The following is a 24,352-nucleotide window of genomic DNA, read 5'->3' as shown; positions in this document are numbered from 1 at the left end:
CCTCGTTCCTCCTCGTTCCTCCTCGTTCCTCCTCGTTCCTCCTCGTTCCTCCTCGTTCCTCCTCGTTCCTCCTCGTTCCTCCTCGTTCCTCCTCGTTCCTCCTCGTTCCTCCTCGTTCCTCTCGTTCCTCTCGTTCCTCCTCGTTCCTCTCGTTCCTCTCGTTCCTCCTCGTTCCTCCTCGTTCCTCCTCGTTCCTCCTCGTTCCTCCGTTTACTTCGCACGCTAACCTACCTCCTTGCCCTCAACAATGACCACTTATGTCCACATTGGCTGGATTTGAGTGGTCATTCAGTATTTACGACTTGATTACTGCCAAATCCCAACAAAATGCACATTCTCCCTGTAACTCCTCCCGCTAATCCCCCACATCCATTTTGCACAATGAAAAGTCAAGATTGTTATGTAATTGGGCAATATACCGTTAAAGAATCTCGACCACTGTCCTCTATAATGAAGAAAGTTAATTCATTATCGTGAAAAAGAGGTGGTCACAATGGATAAGAACACGGCTATTCCGTCCGTTACCAAGCGCCGCAAGTTCAGCTCCATTCAATCCCGCGAAACCTTGGCCGGTTTTTTGTTCGTAAGCCCCATGCTGATCGGGGTAACTATACTTACGCTATTGCCTATTTTGGCTACGATTGCTCTTTCGTTCGGAGATTGGAACTTTGTTGCTGGCCTGAATGGTTTCAAATGGGTCGGAATGAAAAACTTCGCCAGACTTTTCGATGACGACACGTTCATCCGTTCCTTGCGCAATAACGCTATTTTCCTGCTCGTGGTACCGATCTACCTGGCAATCTCTATGTTTCTCGCCATTGTGATTGATAAATTCGTTTACTTCAAAAGCTTTTTCAAGGTAGCTTACTTCATGCCTTACATCTCCAGTGTTGTTGCGGTTGCAGTTGTGTGGCAGGTGTTGTTCCACCCTTCATTCGGTCCGATTAACCAATTCCTTATGGCCCTCGGCATCGAGAATCCACCCAAGTGGATTGCCGATCCATCCTTTGCCTTGGCATCGGTTATGACGATCTCCATCTGGGTGTCCATTGGCTTTAACATGATTGTCTATATTGCTGGCTTGCAAGCGATTCCTAAGGATTTGTACGAAGCAGCAGAAATTGATGGGGCGAACAAATGGGTCCAGTTCAAAAGCATTACGTTCCCGATGCTATCCTCTACTTCCTTCTTCTTATTAATTACAGGTATCATATCCAGCTTCAAAGTGTTCGACCTCATTGCTGTTTTGACACAGGGAGGGCCAGCAGGATCAACTTCGATGATTGTGTGGTACTTATATGAAACGGCATTCGTCAACTTGAAAATTGGGTATGCATCCTCCATGGCGATCGTGCTCTTCCTATGCGTTTTCATCATTACAATCCTGCAATGGATCGGGCAGAAGAAATGGGTTAATTATTAAGAAGGGAGTGAGCCATCATGCGACAGGGCATTGATATAAAGAAAACGGTTGTAACCATCCTGATGTTAGCCGGGAGTTTATTGTTCCTGCTTCCTTTCTTCTGGATGTTATCGGCATCCTTCAAGCTGGAAGGCGAAGTGTTCAGCTATCCGATTCAATGGATTCCTAGACACTGGAACGGTTACGAGAATTATAAGGAAGTATGGTTCGGGCAGTTTCCTTTTTACAAATATTATTGGAACTCGATCAAGGTCAGTGTAGGCACAACGGTGATCTCAGCACTAGTGAGCGCAATGGCAGCCTACGGATTTTCCAAAATCCAATTTAACGCCAGCAAATATTTATTCATCATCGTCCTTGCGACTTATATGATTCCATCTCAGGCCATCCTGATTCCTCAGTTCATCTTGTACCGTTACATTGGATTGTTTGACAATCATATAGGCCTTATCCTTCTAAGCAGCTTTAGTGTATTGGGCACTTTTATGCTTCGACAGTTCTTCATGGGGGTTCATAACGAATTCATTGAATCCGCCAAAATCGATGGAGCCGGTCACTGGAAGATATTCACCAGAATCTGTTTGCCGCTTGTTAAACCAGCCATCGCTACCTATGCAATCCTGAGATTCATCTGGACTTGGAACGACTACCAGAACCCGTTAATTTTCTTGCGGACCGATAAGCTGTATACGATTCAGCTAGCGATGCAGAAGTTCACATCTATTAACGGTTCGTTCTATTCCTTGATTATGACAGCTGCTGTCTCAGCTATTGTCCCGCTCCTGATCGTATTCATTATCGGACAAAAGAGCGTGATTGAAGGAATTGCAACGGGAGGTGTCAAGGGGTAACGCAATAAGAAGTAGTGTCAAAAAAGTGATATAACAAGTCAAGATTGATGCATCGCACGAACGTTTTGGGTTGATACAATGAAGATGTTCCTGATGAAAGCGTTTATTAAAATATCAGACGTATAAGCTTTAATCCTTTTCTGATATTTTCTGCGTCAAAACAAAACAGAACAGTAGCTTTACACTTAGGGAGGGGTTCCTGATATGAGCAAATGGAAATGGACTAAAGTTGCAAGCACGGCAGCAATCGTAAGTATGATAACCGCAGCATGCGGTACGGCATCGGATTCGAATAACGCAGCTGGTGACACGGGCTCCAAAGACCCGGTTACACTGAAGCTGTATACGTTCGGTAATGAAGTTGGTTATAACTGGACTGGTACAATCCCGGCATTCGAACAAGCGAATCCTGGCATCAAAGTAGATGTAGTGATCTTGAGTGAAAAAGGAGATACTCAGGAATCCTTGAAAAAGCTCGATCTTGCAGCTGCTTCCGGTGACGCAATGGACGTCTTGATGTTCAGTGACCCTGCCTCTTACGCTCAGCGTGTATCCCTTGGTATGGCAGAACCGCTTGACAGCTTCATCGCCAAAGAAGGCTATAAAGTAACCGACGAATATAAAGTAGATACGTCCTTGAATGGCAAAGTATATGCACTCCCAGGTAAATTCAACCCTTGGTATGTTTTGCTCAATAAGAATAAATTAGACGAAGCTGGCCTTACGGTTCCAAAAGATTGGACTTGGGACGAGTTCATGACCTACTCTAAGAAATTGACCAAAGGCGACGGTCCTACCAAGCAATACGGAGTATACTTCCATGGTCCTCAAAGCGGCGGTTGGATGGAATTCATGAAGCTGGCTATGGGCAATCAACCGGATAATACAGAATTCCTTAAAGCAGATGGAACTTCCAATTTGGATAACCCGCTGTTCAAGAAAACATTAGAAATGCGCGTGAAGATGGAAAAAGAAGACAAGTCCTCTACTCCGTACACGGATATTATTTCGCAAAAGCTTGCGTACCGGGCGCAATTCTTCAATCAGAATGCCGCCATGCTTTTAATCGGCAGCTGGATGAATACGGAGATCGGCGGAACAGAACAGTTCCCGTTGAACTTCAATGTAGCCGTCGCTCCATATCCGAAAAACGCACCTAGCGATCCAAGCGGTCTGACTCCAGTTACTACCGACTATGTTTCGGTTGCAGCAAGCTCGAAGAACAAGGAAGCTGCCTACAAGTTCGTTCGTTGGTATACGACAGAAGGTCAGCTAGTACAAGGCAAAAATATTCCTTCCTGGAGCAAAGTGAAGTCCGAAGATATGAGCAAAATTATCGATACGATTCTAGCTAAGACGAAGAATCCGGAGAAGGTTGACAAAGCTTCCTTGAACTCTGTGTTAGCGATGTCCAAGGCTTCGAAGATCATTCCTCCTGCTGCTTATCAATCCGAAGTTTTCAAAGTGGTTAACGAGGAATATGAGCTCCTGATCTTAGGTAAGCAAGATATCGATACTTCGATTAAAAAAATGAAAGAACGTACACAAAAAATAGTTGACAGCAACAAAAAGTAAGCCTGCTCAGAGTTAGATTGGAAAAAATGGTATACTAGAAGGGTGCCGGATGTTAATCCGCACCCTTCTTTTTGAAATCTCAGCAAGCCAAATCAGAATTTAGAGAAATAGCATTATTGGATATAAGTTGGACAGAAAAGGGCAGGAAGATGGAGTGGAAAAGCGTCAGCGGTCGCATTTGAACATCGTATTCTCACAACTGAAAATAAATTCAAAGAATACGATTTCAAGAGCGATTGGAGTCCATCTTTTTGCCCTCCCACGCGCCTAACTGAACTCAATCAACAAGGACATCTGGAGTAACCTGCTCCAGAGGTTTTTCTTACCATTCAAAGCGATGTCTCCATAATGGCTCCAGAAGGAGCTGTTTTTTTCAATAAGTTTATTTGCAGCACGACTGGAGTGATTTCGTATGAAACGTCTATTCTCGTTCTCCTCATTACGCTCCAAGATTATGCTTGCATCCGTTCTATGCATTCTGTTGCCTGTCTATATATCTTTGATTGTCTATAACTCCATGACCCGAGTGGCCGTGCAGGAGCAAGCCATGTCCAACGCTCAGGAGTCACTCCGGTTAGTAGAGGGATATGTCAGTAAGTCCCTCAAGTCGATGCTTGACGCTGCGAACTTCATTCAATTGGATTCGGAGATGAATGTGCTGCTTAAGGAAGCGGCATCGGAAGAGGGCATGGGCAGTAGAAGTGAATACGAGCAGTTCGATATATGGAATCGAATCTCGACCCGCATGGACAGCCTGTCTGTTGTAGGCGGGGACAAGCTGTTTATCTCCATCGTTCTTACGAATGGGGAAGCGTTCGCGAATTATCCAACTTACGAGTATGATCCCAAGAAGCTGTACGAGGAATCCTGGTCTCCCGAATGGAGTCAACTGATCGGATATCAATCATATTGGATCAGAGCTACCCCTACCGTCTTCTTCACAGAAAAAGCGCGCAATCCTTATCAAATCTCAGTTGCCAGAACGCTGAGGACCGGCTCGGGCGGGGTTTACGGGTATGCAATCGTGACCTTACTGGAGAATCAGATCAATCCGTTGTTCGAGAAGATGGCGGCTGGACAAGAAATAATGATTCTGGACAAGGATCGCAGAATAATTTCACATGCGAACAGCAATAAGATAGGCACTTTGTTTGAATATGCCCAACCCGCACAGGCCGAGCCATCCTCCAATATCGTGAATATGGAGGATCGGGATTATTTGGTCACCTCCATTCCTTTGCCTTTCGCAGGATGGGATCTGGTCTCGCTAAGGCCTTACGCGGAAGCGGCACACAAAATTAATTCGATTTTTAGCCAAGTATTTACGTTTCAACTATTGTTTATTGCCTTGTTCCTGATTCTACTCTTGTCTTTGCTTGGCAAATTCACCAGCCCGCTCGTTCGTTTGGGTCAAGTTGTGAAAAAGGTGGAGATGGGGAACCTGGAAATCCGTTCGAATATCCGAGGGGTCGACGAAGTAGGACGTCTGGGTCGTTCCTTCGATCAGATGCTGGAGAGAATAAAAGAAATGATCGCAGAAATATCGATTACCCAGAATCGCAAGCGGGAAGCGGAGATGGCCATGCTGCAGGCACAGATCAACCCGCATTTTCTGTTCAATGTGCTGAATTCGATTCGGATGAAAATATTGCGTAACGGAGACAAGCAGAGCGCAGCTATGCTCACCTCATTATCACGATTGCTCCGAATAACCATAGACCCTAAGAAAGAGAATATCTCGTTCTTTGATGAAGTAGAGATTGTAACGGATTACGTGCAATTAATGAACATGAGACAAAGAGAACGGGCCGAACTGGATTTTGAACTGGAAGGGCCGCCGTTCAAAGCGGTCGTTCCTCGATTCTTTCTGCAGCCTATCATTGAGAATGCAATGATTCATGGTCTCAATCAACGTTCTGGGTTGATCCGCATCAGAGCGGTGAGGAAAGGCAGCTTCTACGTTGTGAGTGTGTCAGACGATGGCGTAGGAATGGAGAAGGAACAGCTGCAGGAGCTTCGACAGAAGCTGATTAGCGGCGGAAACTCCTCTCACGGCAAGGCCAATGGATTTTCCAGCATAGGGTTGACTAACGTAAATGAGCGGATGAAGATGCAGTTCGGTCGAGATTTTGATATGCAAATCCAGAGCGAGCTTGGGGAAGGGACCGTGGTCACGATGTACATTCCTTACCGTGAGGAGGAACAACCCAATGTATGAGGTCATGATGGTGGACGATGATTATCCGGTGCTCGAGCTGCTGTCCGAGACGATCCCATGGGAACAGCTCGGTCTGCGATTGAACGGCTTGTACGACAATGGCGCTAACGCTTATGAGGGCGCGCTTCAAGCGATGCCAGATATTCTTATTACCGATATCGGCATGCCCAAGATGGATGGACTTGAGTTGATTAAGCGCTTGAAGGAGTTGAAGCCTGATCTTCGAGTTGTCATCTTATCGTGCCACAGCGAGTTTCATTTTGCGCAGCAAGCGATCAAGCTGAATGTGCAGGATTATGTAGTGAAAGAGACGCTCGATCCGCAAATGCTCACTTCGTTGCTCGGCCAATTCAGGGACAGCATGGAGCAAGAGCTGCGTGTGAGTCATAAGCAAAGTCAATTAGAGCTCAGAGTGAACCGCAGCCTCGAAGCGGTGAAGGAGAAGTTCATTCGCAGCACGATCCATCAGCCTATTCTGGACTCTGTTCAATGGCGCAGAGAAGCGGAGAACGTCGGTCTTCGACTGGATGAGAAGTCGTGTATGACGATGATGGCTTATATCGAAAGATACCGCCAAGTGAAAAAGCGCTTTGTATCCGATGAGACGCTGCGATTCGCTGTGTCCAATGTTATAGGAGAGGTAGCGGCTGCTCATTCGCCTGATGCGATCCACTTCACCTACAGCTCTAAGGAATCGTTTCTATTAATGCCGCACAAGTCAAGCTTGAAGCTTAATCCTTTTCAAGAAGCGACGGAGTTGGCACAAGCCATCCAGAATTCTGTCCGCAGAACGTTAAAGATCAGCATGTCCTTTGTATTGGGACGAATCGGACAAACTCCAGAGGAGATTAAGTCTGAATTGAATCGTCTTCTGGATTTCAAGAGACAACGGTTTTATTTGCCCTACGAGACGATCACGAAGCAGGAGCAGCTATCATTCAGCGCAGAGGATATTTTTTCCAAATACGAACAAATGAATGAGAGCTTCAGGACAATCCTCCTCGGGAAACAAATCGATCGTCTGGAGCCAGCTGTTCAAGAGCTCACGGGGTTCTTGAGAGACAAGAGGTTCCCGCCTGAACAAGTTCGAGACTGGATTCTGAAGCTGCTGCTCGATCTGAGAATTAAGCTGCAGTCCTTGCAATATTTTCGCCCTGCTTACACGGTTGATATTCTGCACGACGAGATTCTTGAGATGGATTCGCTGGATGAACTGCAGGAATGGTTGATCCATTATTTGCAGTCTGCCATGACGTCTACCGATGAATGGAGCGGGAATGTCCGCCGAAGTGAGGTGGTCGAGGCAATGGAATATGTTTCTCTTCATTTGGATAAGCGAATCGGGCTGGAGGAGATGGCCGAGCATCTGCATCTGAACAATAGCTATTTCAGCAGATTGTTCAAGAAAGAGACCGGACGCACCTTTATTGACTATGTGACGCATATGAAGCTGACGAGGGCAAAGGAGCTGTTGGATCAGACGAATCATTCCGTAGGCAAAATATCGGAAGCGCTCGGCTATGATAATCAGAGCTATTTTATCAAGCTGTTCAAAGCGAATACGGGAGTTACACCAGTCGAATATAGGGGACATAAAGGGTAATATCAACACCAACAAGAAAGAGGTGTTTAGACTTGGCGATGGTGATGAGCCGGGGCGAAATATTAGCTGCTCTGGCGAATGGCAGTCAGGGGGAGCAGACCCGGCAATATTTGTTCACGGGAAAGACTGCAGAAGAGAAGCGCAAGGAGATTAATGAACAGGACACTTACGCGACGCTTGTCCGAGAAATTCGTGAGAATGTGGGTGAGCTGCTGCGCAAGCCTATTCCGGACTTAACCTATTCATTATTTCGATTGTTCGAAGAGACCGGGACGAGATTAGAGTATGAGCAGCCCTCGATGAAGGCGGGCTTTGAGTTTACATTCGTGTAGGGAATCGGTAATAACAATAGAGGCTGACTCCTAAGGTCTGATTGGACCTGAGAGACAGCCTCGTTCGCTTCATCTTTACTCATCGCTTTGCAACATTTCCTCCGTCAGGATAACGTTGTTCGATATTTCCTTCATATTCTGCATTCTATAAGTTATCTTCTCAGAAATTTCCTTGACGAAATCATGATTGTTGTTGAAATCCATAAGCAGATGGATCCGATTGTGATTCAGCTGCAATTCGGTTCGAATAGCGATCGAGAGTATATTCTCGTCCTCAAGCTTAGACAAATCTATCTTTTTCGTATGGCTTGAAGGCAGCATTCCGACTCCCCGCTTTCCGATCCTATTCTCAACAGTCCTTAACCAAGAACATATCTTTAATCATCATAGTATGGATTAGCGCCGCTTGCAACATATTGCATGTATTTAATGCAAAAAAAAAGAAACCGGTATATAAGGAGTGACCAATCCCTAATATACAATCTCTTTTTTTGTTGATAAAATATTAGGCATACTAGTTCCAGGGAATTTCAGGTTCACCTGGATCATTCATGGATTTGCGGAGGAGTATGGATTGGACGGCTTGCTGCTCGATGGGGGACAATAAAGAAATATCGGTTTCGTTTAGGTTACCATTTTCAGACCCGCTTGGAAGGACTAAGCTTCGCACAATCTTTTGTAAGTGTGGGGACCATGTTACTGCAGCGACCATATAGTATCACCTCTTTTCTATTTGATTTAATTTTATAGCAATCTAGCAATGAAAGGAAGAGTTGAAAAGTGTGAATAGTAAAAATATTATGAAAATTGTAATCGCTGCCTTTGTTGTAATCCAAATTTGGTTTATACATATTTTGTTCAGCTACCCGTCCATGGGTATTCATGTCATGAACAATGGAGTGAAGGAATGGAGAATTACTCATTTTGAATCAAGGAACATTGCTGCGGAGATTGGGATTCAGATTGGAGACCGGGTACTGAAGGTCGATGGCAAAGCCCCAAGCGATTATTCTACTATTCGCAAATGGAGAATGATCGAACAGGCGGATACAATCTTGATATCACGCGATGGACAAGAGCAGCTATTATCCACGAGTGCTGTTAAGCATTATTCACTCTACGATATTGCGTCCTTGATCGGGGAGATTTTAAGTTTTGTACTGGCTTTTATTCTTTACCGAAAGATGAAGCGTTCCAAGTCTGCTGTTTACCTGGCGTTCTTTTTCTCCATAATCGGAGCCATCTTCATGTCTCTTGTCGCCTCACTCCGCGGGGATGAGCTGGGCAAATTTATGATCGGGACATTACTGGTTTTATTGCCTGTGATGTTCATGAGCTTCCTGGTCAATTTCTTGCAAGAGAAGAGCAAAATTCGTCTCTATACGAAATCGATCAAATATATGTACAGCTTCGTTGTGATGTGGATGTTGGCTAGTGCCACCTATTTCATCCCGTTTCCTTATATCTACGAGATCAATTACTACGGAACGCTGTTGATTGTGACGTTTTTTATCGTAGGGCTGCTGCTTAATTTCTTCCTGTTGCTTCGATTGTTCTTGAAATACCGCAAGGAGAAGTCATTTGCCTCAACCATAATCAAAACGATCTGGGCATCCATCTTTATTTCCTTTGCCCCTGTTGTATGTTTCTCCCTTCTTCCTCTTGTTTTATTCCAAACGATGTGGGCAGACCCCTTATATATGGGGGCTTTTATTCTGATTTTTCCACTAACCTTCGCTTATTTAATTATTTCTCGTAAGCTGTATGATATCGATTTGATCCTGCGAAGACTGGTGTTCACAATACTTATATCATTACTGCCCAGTGCGGGTATGGTGCTTCTGACCAAGATGCTTGCCCCGAATGATCTGACAGCCGGGAAGATGGTTGTAGAATTCATCCTGTTTGTTCTTATTCTCAGTCTTATCTTGTATTCACTTGAATATTTCACAACCATGCTAGAGTCTACGATATTCCCGCGCAAGCATCAGCTTCAAGTCGCCTTGAGAAAAATAGCCAAGAATCTAGGCAGTATATCCAGCTTCAGGCAGCTGAAAGAAATCTTTTTAATGGATATTGTCAATTCGCTTCAGGTTGTAGGCGGAGCAATCGTATTCAAGTACAAAGATACTACAGAGTTCATAAGTGAAGGACGCATAGATCAGCGGGAAGTGGAGCAAATCATTGATAGCGGCCAGTTGGAGCACAATGAATATACCTTGTTTGAGATCAATCGACATGAGGAGTTCACAAGTTATTTGATCATGACCCGTAAAAAGACGAATACTATGCTAGGCTTGGAAGAGACGCAATGGCTGCAGCTGATCATTACTTATTTGTCCGTGTGCTTGGAGAACATTCACCTGGTGCGTAAGTTGACTAAGAAATTGCAGCATTTGGCTGCCCAAATTCCGAACGAACAAGCGTCTAATGATTTCATGTGGTTCCGTAAGCTGACGTTTGAATTGCAGGAGAGGGAACGGGTTCGTATCGCTACTGATCTCCATGACACCACTATGCAGGATTTGTTCTTCCTTAAGGATCGGTTACATACGTTGCTCGAGAAATATGCGTTCAGGGAAGAAGATCAATTGCAAATGAAGAGTATGGTTGACTATATTGATGTTATCAATTCGAACTTAAGGCAAAGCTGCTTCGAGCTTCACCCTTATTTACTCAAAGAAATTGGGCTCATTCCTACAATGGAGAAGCTTGTACGTTTTGAGAAGGCGATCAGTGACTTTAACATTGAATTTTACTCCGTCCAGGCGCCGATTATTGAGAAAACGGATCTGGAAACAAAACGCCATCTTTTCCGCATAGCACAAGAGTTAATTAATAACGCCAAGAAGCATTCTCATGCCAAGACGGTCCGCCTTTACCTAAAAGCTAGTCATACTCATATTGTCTTCGACTACGAGGATGATGGAATTGGTTATGAGAAGAGGGAGGGAGCCGTGTCGGGTGAAATTGGCTCTCCTGGAATAGGGGTGGAGCAGATGAAGAGCCGTGTTTTATCCTTGAGCGGCCATTTCGAACTGGAAACCAGCCCCGGGAACGGATATAAATTCAGGGCGACATTTCCTTTGAAAGAAGGGCTGACAGCATGAGTAAGACGATAACTGTTATTGTCGTTGATGACCACCCGCTGATGGCAGAAGCTACGAAATCCGTGTTAGAGCAAATTGAGAATATACAAGTATTAGACATTGCGCCTAATGGCCAGAAATGCATGGAGCTGATGGAGTCTCACAAACCGGATATGGTATTCCTCGATTATCAATTGCCGGATCAGGTTGGTACGGATATTGCCAAGAAGATCAAGAGTACTTACCCGGACACCCATGTCGTCATATTCACGGGGGTGGATGTTACCGACATGATTAATAATTTCCTGGAGCTTCAAGTTAGCGCCATTATTTCAAAGGGAACGACACGCGGGGCCATTAAGAATATGATTGGCTGTGTACTGGAGAATCATATTGTTATCCCCCGCTCGGCATTGCATAAGTTAAGGCTGACAGCGATGAACGAAGACCCCATGTTAACGGAAGATGAAGTAACCATTTTGAGTATGATCATAAAAGGGGCAACCCTGGAGCAAATTAGTGAACGAATCCATATCAGCAAACGGTCGATCGATAATTATCAACGTAGAATCTATGACAAGCTCGGAGTAGAAACACGGTCGGAAGCGATTGAAAAGTTTATCAAAAGTCCGTACTACAAATAAAGCTGACACTGCAATTAGAAAGGAACTTATTCATATGGACACACAAGCCAAGCAATTTCTTCTTGAGCTGCTGAGCACCCCGTCACCATCGGGTCAGGAGTGGATGCTGCAACGAAAATGGATGGAATATGTCAAGCCGCACGCCGACGAAGTTCGAACGGATCTGGCAGGTAATGCGATCGGAATTATTAATCCCGATGCTCCTTTCAAGGTGCTGCTTGCTGGCCATTGCGATGAGATTGGACTCATTGTGAGCCGAATCGATGACAAAGGCTTCGTGTATGTGGAAGCGTTGGGCGGGATTAGTCAGAAGCTGGCAGTTGGGATGAAGGTAAATATACTCGGGTACGGCGGGGACATCACGGGAGTAATCGGTGCAAATGCTCAGCACCATGGAGGTCTGAAAGAGAACTTCGAGTTCTCAGACATCTTCATTGACTGCGGAGCCAAGAGCAAGGAAGAGCTCACTAGCCTCGTGCAAGTAGGCGACCTCGCTGTATACAAGCGAGAGCCTGAGCAGCTGCTTAATGATCGTATCAGCGGGCGTGGACTCGACAATCGGACAGGTGCATTCATTGCGGCGGAGACATTGCGGCGGGTGGCACAGAGAGGGGCCAATGTCGGACTATACGCGGTGAGCACGGTGAACGAAGAGACGAATATGGGTGGAGCCTATTTCGCCGCCGCCGGATTATCCCCTAATATGGCTATTGCCATTGATGTAACGTTCGCAACCGATTATCCGGGAGCTTCCACCAAGAACGAAATCGTCCGGTTAGACGGAGGGCCAGTTCTTGCGAAAGGGGCTCCGATCAACAGGAAAATTAATCAATTACTTGAGATTAGTGCGAAACGGGTCAACATTCCTCTTCAGTATGAGCTCACCCCGCGCCATACGGGAACCGATGCGGATAAGATGCGCACAACAGGTCAAGGTGTGCCCATATCGCTCGTGTCGCTGCCGCTTCGTTATATGCACGCGCCGGTGGAAACAGCCAGCTTGCGCGATATAGAGCTGGAGATTGAGCTGCTGACTGACATGATCGTTCACCTGTCCGGGAATGAGAATTTGAACCCGATCGATGATGAGTTATAGTCATAGTTAACATATAGGCATTGCTTTGACAGAAAGAATAACCTCTCGAGAAATTCTCGAGAGGTTATATTCTGTTTTACAACACTCTTCTGGCTTTGAGATAATGGTCTTTCCAGTAGCCTGTTTCCAGTGAATTGATCGCTACACCATTACTGGATGGCTTGTTATGTATAAATTGCCCATTCCCGATATAGATACCTACATGATTGACAGTGCCGCTGCTCGTTGTGGTGAAGAAGACAAGATCTCCTTTGCGAAGGTTGCTCTTACTCACCGCGACGCCTTCATGCTGCTGCTGGCTTGTCCCCCATTTCAAGCTGACTCCCTGTTGTTCAAACACATACTCTGTGAAAGAGGAGCAGTCGAAAATTAATCGGGATGGATTTCGCGTTCCGAAATCGTAGGTTACTTTACCCATAAGGCTCTTGGCGTGGTTAATAATGCGATCTGCAACTGGGTTTGAGGGGCCTGAGCCGCTGTCCGCTCCGCCGCTAGAGCCGCCTGAGCTTCCTTTAAAGTCCGTATATTTGGAATCGGCTGAAATGAAACCTTCCGTACCGTCCTGAACCTTGATTTTTAACCAGTAGCTGTTGACCTTCTCAATGACATGGATGTCTTCGCCTTTTGGAATCATTCTGAATATGTATGCGTTGGTGCTCGGAGCGGATCGGAAGTTCACACCTCTCTCAATCTCCGTCTCATAAGTGGCGGCTTGTACGGCTGTTGGCGCAAATAAGGATATCGCCAGTCCCAATAGTAATGCTTTCTTCAAAAGTTAATTCCTCCTTTGATGTAAGTATAAATATGAAGACTATCTATATAGTAACCAATGGAGTAAGGGGTCGTCATTGACAAAAAGTTACCATTTTTCGGCCGCTGATGATATATATACCAAGAATGGCCCAAGTTATCATGGAGCGGATAAATATGCTAGATTAGGAGTGACAAAGTATGGCGTTACAATCTACCATTACAGGTATGGATCCCTCAATGATAGGAGAAAAAATATGAACTCAAATGGTATAACACATGGCCTGGAAAATGCAGAGCAAATGGGACTAAATCCGCACAAACTGTTGAAGGCTTTCCAAATCATTGACAGAGAGGTGGACGCACAGGTCATTCCAGGAGGGGTAGCTGTCATCGGTCGCCAGGGACAAGAGATTATATATGCTGTAGGCAATGCAGCGGCATCAGATGCCCCTCACCGCTCCGTGCAATCAGACACCGTCTACGATTGTGCATCTCTTACCAAAGTGGTTGTTACTTTGCCGCTTGTGTTGAAGCTGCTCGAGGACGGACGAGTGAGGTTGGATGATCCAATCGCGCTGTACATACCCGAGTTTGAATCAGAGACCAAGTCCTCCATAACGATCCGTCAACTGCTTACGCACACAGCCGGGCTTAAGCCTTTTGCGAAGCTGCATTCGCAAGGCTGGACGCGCGAAGAGATCGTCGCGCACGTATTCGCTCTGCCGCTCCAGCACGAGCCAGGGACCCAAGTCGTCTATAGCGACTTGGGCTTCATCGTGCTGGGCGAGCTTGCAGCGAGGCTGCTCGCCGAGCCGCTCGAGCAGGCTGCCCGCACGCATGTGCTGCAGCCGCTCGGCATGCTCGGCAGCGGCTATCGCCCGCTGCCGCAGGCTGCCGCTGCCCCCGAGTCGCCGGGCAGCGCAGCAATCGCGCCCACCGAGTGGGACGAGGCAGGGCAAGCCTATCGCATCGGCACCGTGCACGATGAGAATGCATCCGCCATGGGCGGCGTGAGCGGCCATGCCGGCTTGTTCTCGACGGCGCGGGACTTGTCCCGCTATGCGTCGATGTGGTTGAACGAGGGCGTCACCGCTGAAGGGACACGATTCCTGTCCATTCCAACGGTGCGCGCCGCCCTCCGCAGTCATACAGGAGCCTTGTCCACGGGTCATCGCGGTCTTGGTTGGGTGTTGAAGGGGGATTCTTTCGACGCATCGGGTGATTTGTTGTCGGAGCGGAGTTACGGCCATACCGGATTTACGGGAACCAGTCTATATGTGGATCCTGAGTACGGGCTAACCATTACATTACTTACGAACCGAGTCCATTACGGACGTTCCAAGTCCGTTGCAAGCTTACGTGCACGCTTTCACAATGCAATTGCGGCCAGTTTATGCGGCAAGCATTTAAAGACTTTTTATAGACTTTTATCCCTATATATTTGGACCATTTAAAGACTTGTCTCTAAATTAAGCTATCGTTTAAGATAGGATTAGGAATAAGAAAATCTCACGTTTTGAAAGGAGCATTTATGAAAACGATTAGCGAACTGGAAGCCAAACTGGCGGAGCCCTCAGAGGCGCTCGTACGTGACATTGCTGCAATTGACGGCGACATTATGTTGCTCGGAATTGGCGGTAAGATGGGGCCGAGCTTGGCGCGTCTTGCACAAAATGCATTAAAGCAAGCGGGGGTAAGCAAAAAGATTTACGGTGCATCCCGCTTTTCTGATAAAGAATTGAAGGCAGAATTGGAAGCCGACGGAATTGAGACGATCTCGGTTGATTTGCTTAATGACAACCAGCTTCAACAGCTTCCGGATGTTAAGAATGTAATCTACATGGCCGGTAACAAATTCGGAACTACTGGTAACGAGCACTTCACTTGGGCTATGAATTCCTACTTGCCAGGCCGTGTTGCTGAGAAATATCGGAATTCCCGCATCGTCGTATTCTCTACTGGTAATGTTTACCCTTTAACTCCGGTTTATTCAGGCGGTGCAACAGAAAAAACGCCTCCAGGTGCAAATGGAGAATACGGGATGTCGTGTCTCGGCCGTGAACGCGTATTCGAAAGCTTTTCTCATAAATACGATATTCCAATGGCGATTTACCGCTTGAACTATGCGATCGACTTGCGTTATGGCGTCCTTCTGGAGATGGCCAAATCGGTTAAGGCCGGTGAGCCGATTGATGTAACGATGGGCCATGCGAATGTAGTATGGCAAGGTGATGCTAACGAGTGGGCGATTCGTTGCTTGAACGTGTGCAGCACACCTCCAGCGGTATTCAATATGTCAGGTCCAGAGACCGTATCCTTGCGTTGGGTAGCTCAAGAGTTCGCCAAGCGTCTGGGTGTACAGCCTAACATCGTTGGACAAGAAGCAGATACAGCTCTTCTGAGCAACAGCTCAAAAGCACATGCGACCTTCGGTTATCCGCGTGTTAGTTTATTGCAAATGATCGACTGGATTGCGGAATGGGTATTGGCAGACGGTAAAACTTGGAACAAGCCAACTCACTTCCAAGAAAGAGAGGGGAAATACTAAGCCATGGCACGTAAACCGTTAAGTACCGAGCAAGTCAAGGCGCTGCACGACGGTCTCGTCATTCCGGCTCAACCGTTAGCGATAACGGAAGACCGCAAGCTGGACGAAAAGCACCAACGTGCGCTTACACGTTATTATATAGCTGCTGGAGCAGGCGGAGTTGCTGTAGGCGTTCACTCCACACAGTTCGAAATCCGCGAGCCTCAATGGAACTTGTACGAGCCTGTATTGAAGCTTGCTGCTGAAGAAGTGGACAATGCTAACTTGGATCGTCCTTTTATCAAGGTTGCAGGCGTCTGCGGTCCAACCGCGCAAGCTCTTAATGAAGCTTCTATTGCGGTGAGACTCGGCTATGATGCTGCGCTTGTAAGCATGGGCGGTCTTAAAGACTGGAGCGAGGAAGAGCATCTGGAGCGTCTTCGCGCCGTAGCTGAGATCATTCCTGTTATCGGGTTCTACTTGCAGCCTTCTGTTGGCGGCCGTATATTCAGCTTCAACTTCTGGCGGCAGCTAGCCGACATTGAAGGGGTAGTAGCGATCAAGATGGCTCCTTTTAACCGTTATCAGACTATCGACGTTGTGCGCGCGGTTTGTTATTCCAATCGCCGTGATGAAATTGCCCTTTACACAGGAAATGACGACAACATCGTTACGGATTTGCTAACTACTTATCGTTTCAATGTGGATGGACAAACAGTTGAGAAGAAGATCGTCGGAGGTCTGCTTGGACACTGGTGCGTCTGGACTAAAAAAGCGGTAGAGTTGTTAGAAGAAGTGAAACAAGTTCGCAACGATGCAACCTTGTCTGCGGATTGGCTGACTCGTAATATCGATGTAACGGAAACGAATGCAGCGTTCTTCGATCCTGCTAACAATTTTGCAGGCTGCATTCCGGGGATTCATGAGGTGCTTCGCCGTCAAGGATTGTTGCAAGGAGTTTGGTGCTTGAACCCGCATGAAGTATTGTCCCCTGGGCAATCGGAAGAGATCGATCGGATGTATCGCGATTACCCGCATCTGAACGATGATGATTTTGTAAAAGCAAATTTAAGCGACTGGCTGAAGTAGTCGGACATTGGACGGACAGTCATAGTACTGTCCGTTTTTATCCATTCATGCACAATCCGCATAGAATAGGATAAGAATAAGCTTAATGTGTGAAATAGAGATGAGGGGATTGCGGATGCGATTTAAAGATGTGTTTTCGATTATAGGCCCAGCCATGGTGGGTCCATCCAGTTCTCATACAGCAGGCGCTGTGCGCATCGGGCGAGTAGCGCGCCATGTATTGGGAGAGCTTCCTGAGCAAGCTGAAATTATTTTTTACGGTTCTTTTGCCGATACGTATCAAGGACATGGGACAGATCTGGCTATTGTTGGCGGTTTATTAGATTTTGACACAGATGATTATCGCATCCCAACTTCAATTTCTATTGCAGAGCAATTAGGCGTCACGATACAATTTCGTCCCGGCAATGGGCACTTTCCCCATCCGAATACAGCTAAGCTGGTTGTTCGCGCAGGAGAGCGGGAAGTTACGGTTGTAGGTGCATCCATTGGCGGCGGTAATATTGAAATGCTTAGCATTAACGATTTTGATGTCAAATTTACCGCTATGTATCCAACTCTTGTAGTCTTTCATGAAGATCGGCCTGGGATGATTGCTGAGGTGACTCGTCTGCTGAGCCGCGACAACGTGAACATCGGCCATATGTCCGTGGATCGAAGAGGCAGAAGCGGGGAAGCTATAACAGTAATCGATGTCGATGGTGCTATATCAGACGAATTAATAAGAGAGATTGAGCAGCTTTCTACCGTACGGGAAGTGAAAAAAGTTGATCTCACGGAAAGGAGCCAACCATGAGATTCCGCACCTTGAAGCAACTGGTACAGCTATGTGAGCAAGAAGGCAAATCTATTGGACAATTAATGCTCGAAGAGCAAGCTTTGGAATCGGGCCGATCGGCAGAGCATGAATATAGCAAGATGGCCGCTTATTATCAGATTATGAAAGAAGCGGTTCGCAAAGGCTTAACAGAGGACACAACCTCACGCAGCGGATTGACGGGTCGTGATGCACAACGTGTCATGCAGTACATGGATGCAGGGGATGCCTGTGTCGGAGATATTGCTTGTGAAGCTATGGCTAACGCGCTTGCGGTCTCGGAAGTGAATGCATCCATGGGCCGCATCATCGCAACGCCAACAGCCGGCTCATGCGGTATCATTCCAGGTGTATTTGTCAGCAGCCAGAAACGATTCGGATGGGATGACGATCGACTTGTGATGGGATTGTTCGCTGCCGGTGCTATCGGCTACGTAATCGCTAACAATTCCTTTGTATCGGGTGCCGAAGGCGGCTGTCAAGCTGAAGTCGGTTCTGCTATCGGGATGGCGGCCGGTGCAATGGTTGAATTGCGTGAGGGTACACCAGGACAAGCCGCTCATGCTGTCGGTCTCGCGCTTAAGAACACATTAGGGCTCATCTGCGATCCGGTTGGCGGACTTGTAGAAATTCCGTGTATCGTGCGCAACGGATTTGGCGCCGTTAATGCGCTTGCTGCTGCCGATATGGCATTAGCAGGTGTGCGAAGTGTAATTCCTTCGGATGAAGTGATTCAAGTTATGCTTGAGGTAGGGAGCGCCATGCCGGAAGCCCATCGTGAAACCGCTAAGGGCGGACTGGCGCAGACCCCTACCGGCAAAGAAATCATGAATCAGCTGTATCGCAAAGGAAAAACAAAAACAAAAGAGGGGCAGGAACAGGAGCCCTCCAGTTAGAATTTATTAGTGAAGAAGAACGAGATAGGTAGGTGAATCACAGTGTCAGCAGCAAGTTCATCAGACGTGCTAGAGCAATTGCTTGGAGCTGGTAAGCAGCTAGAGGAAGGGCTTGTGGAGTTTCGCCGCGATCTGCATCGCAATCCGGAGCTTAGCTTGCAAGAATCGGATACTGCCGCGAAAGTAGCAGCAGAGCTTAGAATGTTGGGCTACGAGATTCGGACAGGCGTTGGTGCACATGGAATTATCGCCGATCTGCAGGGAGCCTACCCAGGTCCTACCGTAGCGCTTCGCGCTGATATGGATGCGCTGCCGATTCAAGAGGAGACAGATCTGCCGTTCGCTTCGGAGCGCAGTGGAGTCATGCATGCCTGCGGCCACGATGCGCATACGACGATGCTGTTAGGAGCAGCGCGTCTGTTAATGCAGCAGCGGGACAAGCTGCATGGGCGTGTCCGTTTCCTTTTCCAATCGGCCGAAGAGATTAATCAGGGTGCAAGACTGATGGTGGAGCAAGGTGCATTAGAAGGAGTAGACGAAATCTACGGCTTGCACAACCTTCCTACACTTGCTGCTGGGAAAGTAGCTACACGGTACGGATCATTAATGGGATCTGTAGATCGCCTCGAGATTTCCTTGCAAGGTAAGGGCGGCCATGGCGCTATCCCTGATCAGAGCATCGATCCGGTTGTAGCGGGTTCAGCAATCGTGATGGGTCTTCAGACTGCAGTGAGTCGTGAGATATCCCCGTTTGCTCCGGTTGTGGTGACGGTAGGGAAGCTTCATGCAGGGGATTCCTACAATGTTATTCCCCATCGAGCAGAGATGACCGGGACGATTCGAACGTTCTCGGCAGAGGTTCAGAGCACAATGAAGGAAAGAATTGAACGGATCACGGGATCCATAGCGGAAGCCTATCGCTGTAAAGCAACCGTTAATTATGTGGATTTGACTCCTGTTCTAGTCAGTACCGATTCTTGTGTAGCGCATGTGGAGCAAGTGACGGACGCCTTAATCGGCAGAGAGAACCGAGTTGAAGCAGCACCAACGCTTGCGGGTGAGGACTTCTCGATCTATTTGCAGCATGTGCCAGGCTGCTTTTTCTGGCTAGGGTCCGGACCGCAAGAAGGTGCTGAGCAAGCGTATGGTCTGCACCATCCGAAGTTTACTTTACATGAGGAATGTTTGCCGCTTGGCGCGTCTCTGCTCGCAGCGGTGGCGTTAAATCGGTTAAGCGCAACATAAGAAGAAAGGCGTCACACTATTTACTGGAGGCTTACCATGCCGGAATCAAGCAACGAAGAAACGAAAGGGATTGCGATAGGAATCATAGGTCCCGAGGTTTTAGTGGAAAAAATGAATCATTGCCTCAAGGGATTCCCATCTTTTGATGCGGTTTCGAGAGTATATCGACACGAAGAAGAAGCTCCTGAGCTTGCCAGGGAGCTAGTTGAACAGGGGCAAGTAGAAGTGCTCCTCTTCTCAGGTCCGCTACCTTACCGACTCGCGATCGAGAATGTGAATTTCAAGATTCCGGTTCATTATGTACCACTTACCGGTTCAGGGTTGTTCCGGGCGCTTTTCCGTATGGAGAAGAGGTATGGTCTTCAAAATATTTCGGTTGACACCTTAAGCAGACAAGTCGTGGAACGAGCTTATAAAGAGTTAGGCGAAACTCCGGGAATATTGGAATATTCCAACGGAGCAGAGTTTGTCAGCAAGGAAGCGGTTGTCTCCTTCCATGTAGAGCAATTCCGAAGCGGACGAGCCCAAGCGGTGTTAACCGGTATAGGCTCCGTAGCAGATGAATTGACGGAGCTAGGGATACCGAATGAGTGGATGCAGCCAACCGAGCAGGACATCATCGTCAACTTGGAGCGTTCCTTATTATCGACCGAAACACGCCGGAGCAAAGAATCACAGATTGTAGTAGGCTTTATCCATGTGGATGATTTTGAGCGGATCGCCAATAAACGGTCATCTGAGCACGAAGTGCAGCGCTTGAAGCTGGATATTCACAGGATGCTGCTTGGTTATGTAGAGTCACTAGACGGTCATTTGACACATATGGGCGGCAATGAATATTTGTTTATTACGACCCGTGGTATTTTTGAACGTGAAACCTATGGGTACAAATCGATTCCACTCGCTCGTATTGCCGAGAAGTATTATGGCTTGAGCCTGAGCATCGGGATCGGATTCGGCCGCTCCGCCAACGAAGCAGGCACGCATGCCCGGCTAGCGCTGCGCAATTCGAAGGAAACTGGCGGAGATATTTGCTTCATCGTTCGCGAAGACAAGAGTGTGATCGGGCCTCTTGAGATGACCCATCCGCATGAGTATGATTTGTCTCTGATTGATGCTAATCTGCTGAAACGAGCGGAGGAGGCAGGACTTACATCGGGTTATATGAGTAAACTTGTTGCCCATGTGACGCGATTCGGCAAAACAGACTATACAGCGCAGGATTTAGCCTCAGTGCTTGGGGTTACAGTACGCAGTACGCACCGATTTCTATTGGCGTGGCTGGATTGCGGACTCATTGAGATTATTGGCGAAGAAAAAGGGAAGTCCAAGGGCAGACCTAAGCAGATTTACAGATTGTCTTTCTTGAATGAATTGGTTCGATAATCAGAGGAGGAATGTAAAATGTCAGCACCCTTAAAAATCGGAATTATTGGATTGGATACATCCCACGTTACTGCCTTTACTCAACTGTTGAATGATTCTAGTCATGCTTATCATGTGCCGGGAGGTAAAGTAGTCGCTGCTTTCCCGGGCGGTTCTCCTGATTTTGAACTCAGTATCTCACGGGTACAAGGCTTCACGGATACTCTTCGTGACACGTACGGCCTTCAGATCGTAGATTCCGTCGAGGCGCTCGCTGAGCTATCCGATGCGATTCTCCTGGAATCCGTAGATGGTCGTGTGCATTTGGAGCAGTTCAGTAAAATCGCACCACTTGGCAAGCCGGTTTATATCGACAAGCCGCTGGCCGTTACTTCAGAAGATGCTAAGCAAATTGCTGCTCTGGCCAAACAGTACAACATCCCTGTGATGAGTACATCCGCCCTGCGCTATGCCGAAGGATTCGTGGAGACCCTTAAGGATACAGACAATGGCGCGATTATTGGTGTCGACACATTTGGTCCGATGGCGATCCAACCGACTCAGCCTGGTTTTTATTGGTACGGCATTCATTCGGTCGAAATGCTCTATGCGGCATTCGGCACAGGATGCGAGAGTGTAACGGTTACTACTAATGATGATCATGATATCATTGTAGGACGTTGGTCTGACGGCAGAGTGGGAACTGTTCGCGGGAACCGCAAAGGCAACAATAAATTCGGCGCTACTATTCATAGAGAGAAAACCTCTCAATTCGTAGATATTTACTCCAATCCAAAGCCTTATTATGCTAGCTTGCTAGAGCAGATCATGCCGATGTTCCAGGGCAATGCTCCAGCGATTGATTTCACTGAAACCTTGGAAGTGATTCGTTTCATCGAAGCGGCGAATGAGAGCCGTGAAAGCGGATTGACCGTTAAGCTCTAGATCCGATGCGATATGTTAGAGGCTGTTAGGTGACTGCTTGTGATCAAGAGGAGGCCTGATTAGCATGAAATATGTGGAACTGTTCATGGCTCTGGAACATCTGAATGAAATTCCTCAAGCAGCATTGCCGGAAGGGTATTCATTAAGATTGTTCCAGGAAGGGGACGAGCTGGTGTGGGCTGAGATCGAGACGCTTGCCGGAGAGTTTCCTCATGTAGAAGCTGCTCTAGCTCGGTTCGAACGAGAGTTCAGGCCGCATTTTGATGAGATGAAGCTGCGCTGCTGGTTCCTCGTCAATTCCGAGGGTCGATTAGTAGGAACTACGAATGCTTGGCGTGGCGATACACTAGGGCAGCTGCAAGGACGCATCCATTGGGTGGCCGTCATCCCTGAGGAACAGGGCAAGAAGCTGGCTAAACCGCTGTTATCCCGAGCACTGCTAACGTTAGTTGAATTAGGCCATCAAAGCGCCTACTTAACTACCCAGACAACCAGCTGGACTGCGGTCAATATGTATTTGAAGGCTGGCTTCCAGCCCGTGATGCACACCGAGAAGTGTGCAGAAGGGTGGGCATTGATCGAGCAGCAGCTTGGCCGGAACGTTATTTAGATCTTGTGGGACGAATTAGGGACGATCCAAAGGCCGTGAGGTTCACTTTGGATCGTCCCTTTTTTTTGCGGAGGCACGTTCTCAAACGCTGTTAGCAGCCTGGCTGGTGAGAGCCTGCTGAATCTTATCCTTGACCTGATCGACATATTGAGAGTCCATAGCCTGAATGTAGATTTGAGCTAGTTGGTCATTAAGAGATTTGACGATGGACAGGTGCTGGATCGATTCTTTCATTTTGGCAGAGTAACGTTCCTTGATCTCGCTAATCGAACTCGCGTGCGCTTCATCCGTACCCGGATTAATGCAGTGCTCATACATATCCACGATCTCATCGGAGGAACGGTCAGGGAAATATTCATGCGGGGCGGTGCTGTCAAAAATCGCGAATCCCAACTCCCGTACTATGACCATATCCAAACTGTTCGGGTCAAAGCCGCAGTGGTAAATCTCAACATCGAAGCCTAGTTCGACTCCAGCGGCAGCGATTTTCTTCAACATTGTGGATTTTCCGGATCCCGCGCGACCTTTCACTAGATACCGTTTTAAGCCCTCGGTCAGATTCGGCACATGATCCACCGCGCCCCTTGGTGTGGCGGCTCCCAGGAACCGGTGGTCCACTCTGCTCTGCTTCTCACACTTTTGATCCCCGTACAGGATTTGGTGGATATAACGGTTGGTCAGTTCATCAGCAGCCAGAAAATTCATATTTGCAATGTAAATCGTTTCCCATTCGTCATGTATGCGAAGCGCTTCGGCGAATCCGGAATAAGCGCGTTCATATGCTTGAGCGATATCGATATTCAAGCTGTCGATAGTAGATTGCTGATCAACCAGTTGACCCGGATCCAATGCAGCATCCAAATGGATGTACTGCACTTTTTCTGCGGATAGCTGGTGATTAATCTCACGAGGGGCTGTTCCATCGATAACCCCTGCCTTCAGATCGGGAACAATCACTCCATCCAACTCGCCATTGTCCGAGGCACAGTGAATTAACCAGATATCATAGCCGATGCGGGCCATATGATCGCTAATTGCTCGAATGATATTTGTCTTTCCTGTTCCAGGCCCCCCATTTAGAATATACAGCCGCTCAAGTCCTTGTACAGACGAATCGAACTGGTTGGCAAAGCCGCGAGCTGTATTACCGCTTGCATAAAAATTTATGATGCTCCCAGTCATAACCGCCACACCTTTCTAGACTAGTGTCATGATGCATAATTCATCGTATTAATTCAAAAAAGAAATGGTGAGTCTAAACAATAAAAAAACCA

22 protein-coding genes are annotated in these 24,352 nt (G+C 47.3%); 18 read left to right on the top strand and 4 right to left on the bottom strand.

Annotated elements, in window-relative coordinates; all coding sequences use genetic code 11:
* On the bottom strand, positions 1-221 hold a 221-nt coding region (locus tag AC58QD_RS23705), incomplete at its 3' end, for a hypothetical protein (protein WP_497337486.1).
* A gap of 272 nt (positions 222-493) precedes the next feature.
* Between AC58QD_RS23705 and AC58QD_RS23700 the strand changes: the two genes are divergently transcribed.
* The 6 genes from AC58QD_RS23700 to AC58QD_RS23675 all read left to right on the top strand — a co-directional run bounded on the left by AC58QD_RS23700 (position 494) and on the right by AC58QD_RS23675 (position 8,002).
* Positions 494-1,423, top strand: a complete 930-nt coding sequence (locus AC58QD_RS23700; protein ID WP_497337485.1) for a carbohydrate ABC transporter permease — start codon at positions 494-496, stop codon at positions 1,421-1,423.
* Positions 1,424-1,440: 17 nt separating this feature from the next.
* Positions 1,441-2,274, top strand: a complete 834-nt coding sequence (locus AC58QD_RS23695) for a carbohydrate ABC transporter permease (protein WP_497337484.1) — start codon at positions 1,441-1,443, stop codon at positions 2,272-2,274.
* A 204-nt stretch (positions 2,275-2,478) separates the two neighbouring features.
* The gene (locus AC58QD_RS23690) at positions 2,479-3,849 is read left to right on the top strand and encodes an ABC transporter substrate-binding protein (RefSeq protein ID WP_497337483.1); all 1,371 of its coding nucleotides are present in this window, start codon (positions 2,479-2,481) and stop codon (positions 3,847-3,849) included.
* 412 nt (positions 3,850-4,261) lie between these two features.
* A complete protein-coding gene (locus tag AC58QD_RS23685) occupies positions 4,262-6,067 on the top strand; it encodes a cache domain-containing sensor histidine kinase (protein WP_497337482.1) in 1,806 nt (601 codons plus the stop codon).
* Positions 6,060-7,670, top strand: a complete 1,611-nt coding sequence (locus AC58QD_RS23680; RefSeq protein WP_497337481.1) for a helix-turn-helix domain-containing protein — start codon at positions 6,060-6,062, stop codon at positions 7,668-7,670. Before AC58QD_RS23685 ends, AC58QD_RS23680 begins: the two co-directional genes overlap by 8 nt.
* A gap of 32 nt (positions 7,671-7,702) precedes the next feature.
* Entirely contained in the window at positions 7,703-8,002 is a 300-nt protein-coding gene (locus AC58QD_RS23675) for a hypothetical protein (protein ID WP_497337480.1), read from the top strand.
* A 75-nt stretch (positions 8,003-8,077) separates the two neighbouring features.
* On the opposite strand, the gene AC58QD_RS23670 is transcribed toward AC58QD_RS23675, so the two are convergent.
* Positions 8,078-8,323 (bottom strand): hypothetical protein, encoded by a 246-nt coding sequence (locus AC58QD_RS23670; protein ID WP_497337479.1) that lies wholly within the window; start codon positions 8,321-8,323, stop codon positions 8,078-8,080.
* Positions 8,324-8,784: 461 nt separating this feature from the next.
* Here AC58QD_RS23670 and AC58QD_RS23665 point away from each other — a divergent pair, with 461 nt between their 5' ends.
* The 3 genes from AC58QD_RS23665 to AC58QD_RS23655 are packed head-to-tail and all read left to right on the top strand — an operon-like array spanning position 8,785 to position 12,831.
* A complete protein-coding gene (locus AC58QD_RS23665; protein ID WP_497337478.1) occupies positions 8,785-11,112 on the top strand; it encodes an ATP-binding protein in 2,328 nt (775 codons plus the stop codon).
* Entirely contained in the window at positions 11,109-11,735 is a 627-nt protein-coding gene (locus AC58QD_RS23660; protein WP_497337477.1) for a response regulator transcription factor, read from the top strand. The genes AC58QD_RS23665 and AC58QD_RS23660 overlap by 4 nt, the downstream gene beginning before the upstream one ends.
* Before the next feature lie 34 nt (positions 11,736-11,769).
* Complete coding sequence (locus AC58QD_RS23655; protein ID WP_497337476.1) at positions 11,770-12,831, top strand: zinc-binding metallopeptidase family protein; 1,062 nt, start codon at positions 11,770-11,772, stop codon at positions 12,829-12,831.
* 76 nt (positions 12,832-12,907) lie between these two features.
* Here AC58QD_RS23655 and AC58QD_RS23650 read toward each other — a convergent pair whose 3' ends face one another.
* A complete protein-coding gene (locus AC58QD_RS23650; RefSeq protein ID WP_497337475.1) occupies positions 12,908-13,603 on the bottom strand; it encodes a C40 family peptidase in 696 nt (231 codons plus the stop codon).
* A 235-nt stretch (positions 13,604-13,838) separates the two neighbouring features.
* Here AC58QD_RS23650 and AC58QD_RS23645 point away from each other — a divergent pair, with 235 nt between their 5' ends.
* The 9 genes from AC58QD_RS23645 to AC58QD_RS23605 all read left to right on the top strand — a co-directional run bounded on the left by AC58QD_RS23645 (position 13,839) and on the right by AC58QD_RS23605 (position 23,078).
* Positions 13,839-15,038 carry a serine hydrolase domain-containing protein gene (locus AC58QD_RS23645; RefSeq protein ID WP_497337474.1) on the top strand — a complete coding sequence of 400 codons (1,200 nt, stop codon included), beginning with the start codon at positions 13,839-13,841 and terminating at the stop codon, positions 15,036-15,038.
* Positions 15,039-15,115: 77 nt separating this feature from the next.
* Positions 15,116-16,132 (top strand): NAD-dependent epimerase/dehydratase family protein, encoded by a 1,017-nt coding sequence (locus AC58QD_RS23640; protein ID WP_497337473.1) that lies wholly within the window; start codon positions 15,116-15,118, stop codon positions 16,130-16,132.
* A gap of 3 nt (positions 16,133-16,135) precedes the next feature.
* Positions 16,136-17,200 (top strand): dihydrodipicolinate synthase family protein, encoded by a 1,065-nt coding sequence (locus AC58QD_RS23635; protein WP_497337472.1) that lies wholly within the window; start codon positions 16,136-16,138, stop codon positions 17,198-17,200.
* A gap of 115 nt (positions 17,201-17,315) precedes the next feature.
* Positions 17,316-17,996, top strand: a complete 681-nt coding sequence (sdaAB, locus tag AC58QD_RS23630; protein WP_497337471.1) for an L-serine ammonia-lyase, iron-sulfur-dependent subunit beta — start codon at positions 17,316-17,318, stop codon at positions 17,994-17,996.
* Complete coding sequence (gene sdaAA, locus AC58QD_RS23625; protein WP_497337470.1) at positions 17,993-18,913, top strand: L-serine ammonia-lyase, iron-sulfur-dependent, subunit alpha; 921 nt, start codon at positions 17,993-17,995, stop codon at positions 18,911-18,913. The genes sdaAB and sdaAA overlap by 4 nt, the downstream gene beginning before the upstream one ends.
* 42 nt (positions 18,914-18,955) lie before the next feature.
* On the top strand, positions 18,956-20,158 hold the full coding sequence (locus AC58QD_RS23620; RefSeq protein WP_497337469.1) for a M20 metallopeptidase family protein: 1,203 nt from the start codon (positions 18,956-18,958) through the stop codon (positions 20,156-20,158).
* A 36-nt stretch (positions 20,159-20,194) separates the two neighbouring features.
* Complete coding sequence (locus AC58QD_RS23615) at positions 20,195-21,544, top strand: hypothetical protein (RefSeq protein ID WP_497337468.1); 1,350 nt, start codon at positions 20,195-20,197, stop codon at positions 21,542-21,544.
* 18 nt (positions 21,545-21,562) lie between these two features.
* On the top strand, positions 21,563-22,468 hold the full coding sequence (locus AC58QD_RS23610; protein WP_497337467.1) for a Gfo/Idh/MocA family protein: 906 nt from the start codon (positions 21,563-21,565) through the stop codon (positions 22,466-22,468).
* A gap of 64 nt (positions 22,469-22,532) precedes the next feature.
* On the top strand, positions 22,533-23,078 hold the full coding sequence (locus AC58QD_RS23605) for a GNAT family N-acetyltransferase (RefSeq protein WP_497337466.1): 546 nt from the start codon (positions 22,533-22,535) through the stop codon (positions 23,076-23,078).
* 81 nt (positions 23,079-23,159) lie between these two features.
* Here the strand turns inward: AC58QD_RS23605 and AC58QD_RS23600 are convergent, their stop codons facing one another.
* Complete coding sequence (locus AC58QD_RS23600; protein ID WP_497337465.1) at positions 23,160-24,260, bottom strand: PRK06851 family protein; 1,101 nt, start codon at positions 24,258-24,260, stop codon at positions 23,160-23,162.
* Positions 24,261-24,352: the final 92 nt, after the last annotated feature.

It is taken from the genome of Paenibacillus sp. J2R1T-4, from assembly GCF_059692235.1.
Note: the sequence above shows the minus strand (reverse complement) of the source record. Positions and strands in the feature narration are given on the sequence as shown.

Excerpts from the sequence above, each read along its gene's own strand:
- AC58QD_RS23685 (WP_497337482.1), top strand. The coding sequence starts at position 4,262 with ATGAAACGTCTATTCTCGTTCTCCTCATTACGCTCCAAGATTATGCTT.
- AC58QD_RS23640 (WP_497337473.1), top strand. The coding sequence starts at position 15,116 with ATGAAAACGATTAGCGAACTGGAAGCCAAACTGGCGGAGCCCTCAGAG.
- AC58QD_RS23645 (WP_497337474.1), top strand. The coding sequence starts at position 13,839 with ATGAACTCAAATGGTATAACACATGGCCTGGAAAATGCAGAGCAAATG.
- AC58QD_RS23680 (WP_497337481.1), top strand. The coding sequence starts at position 6,060 with ATGTATGAGGTCATGATGGTGGACGATGATTATCCGGTGCTCGAGCTG.
- AC58QD_RS23690 (WP_497337483.1), top strand. The coding sequence starts at position 2,479 with ATGAGCAAATGGAAATGGACTAAAGTTGCAAGCACGGCAGCAATCGTA.
- AC58QD_RS23655 (WP_497337476.1), top strand. The coding sequence starts at position 11,770 with ATGGACACACAAGCCAAGCAATTTCTTCTTGAGCTGCTGAGCACCCCG.
- AC58QD_RS23635 (WP_497337472.1), top strand. The coding sequence starts at position 16,136 with ATGGCACGTAAACCGTTAAGTACCGAGCAAGTCAAGGCGCTGCACGAC.
- sdaAA (WP_497337470.1), top strand. The coding sequence starts at position 17,993 with ATGAGATTCCGCACCTTGAAGCAACTGGTACAGCTATGTGAGCAAGAA.
- AC58QD_RS23700 (WP_497337485.1), top strand. The coding sequence starts at position 494 with ATGGATAAGAACACGGCTATTCCGTCCGTTACCAAGCGCCGCAAGTTC.
- AC58QD_RS23670 (WP_497337479.1), bottom strand. The coding sequence starts at position 8,323 with ATGCTGCCTTCAAGCCATACGAAAAAGATAGATTTGTCTAAGCTTGAG.
- AC58QD_RS23610 (WP_497337467.1), top strand. The coding sequence starts at position 21,563 with ATGTCAGCACCCTTAAAAATCGGAATTATTGGATTGGATACATCCCAC.
- AC58QD_RS23605 (WP_497337466.1), top strand. The coding sequence starts at position 22,533 with ATGAAATATGTGGAACTGTTCATGGCTCTGGAACATCTGAATGAAATT.
- AC58QD_RS23660 (WP_497337477.1), top strand. The coding sequence starts at position 11,109 with ATGAGTAAGACGATAACTGTTATTGTCGTTGATGACCACCCGCTGATG.
- sdaAB (WP_497337471.1), top strand. The coding sequence starts at position 17,316 with ATGCGATTTAAAGATGTGTTTTCGATTATAGGCCCAGCCATGGTGGGT.
- AC58QD_RS23615 (WP_497337468.1), top strand. The coding sequence starts at position 20,195 with ATGCCGGAATCAAGCAACGAAGAAACGAAAGGGATTGCGATAGGAATC.
- AC58QD_RS23600 (WP_497337465.1), bottom strand. The coding sequence starts at position 24,260 with ATGACTGGGAGCATCATAAATTTTTATGCAAGCGGTAATACAGCTCGC.
- AC58QD_RS23695 (WP_497337484.1), top strand. The coding sequence starts at position 1,441 with ATGCGACAGGGCATTGATATAAAGAAAACGGTTGTAACCATCCTGATG.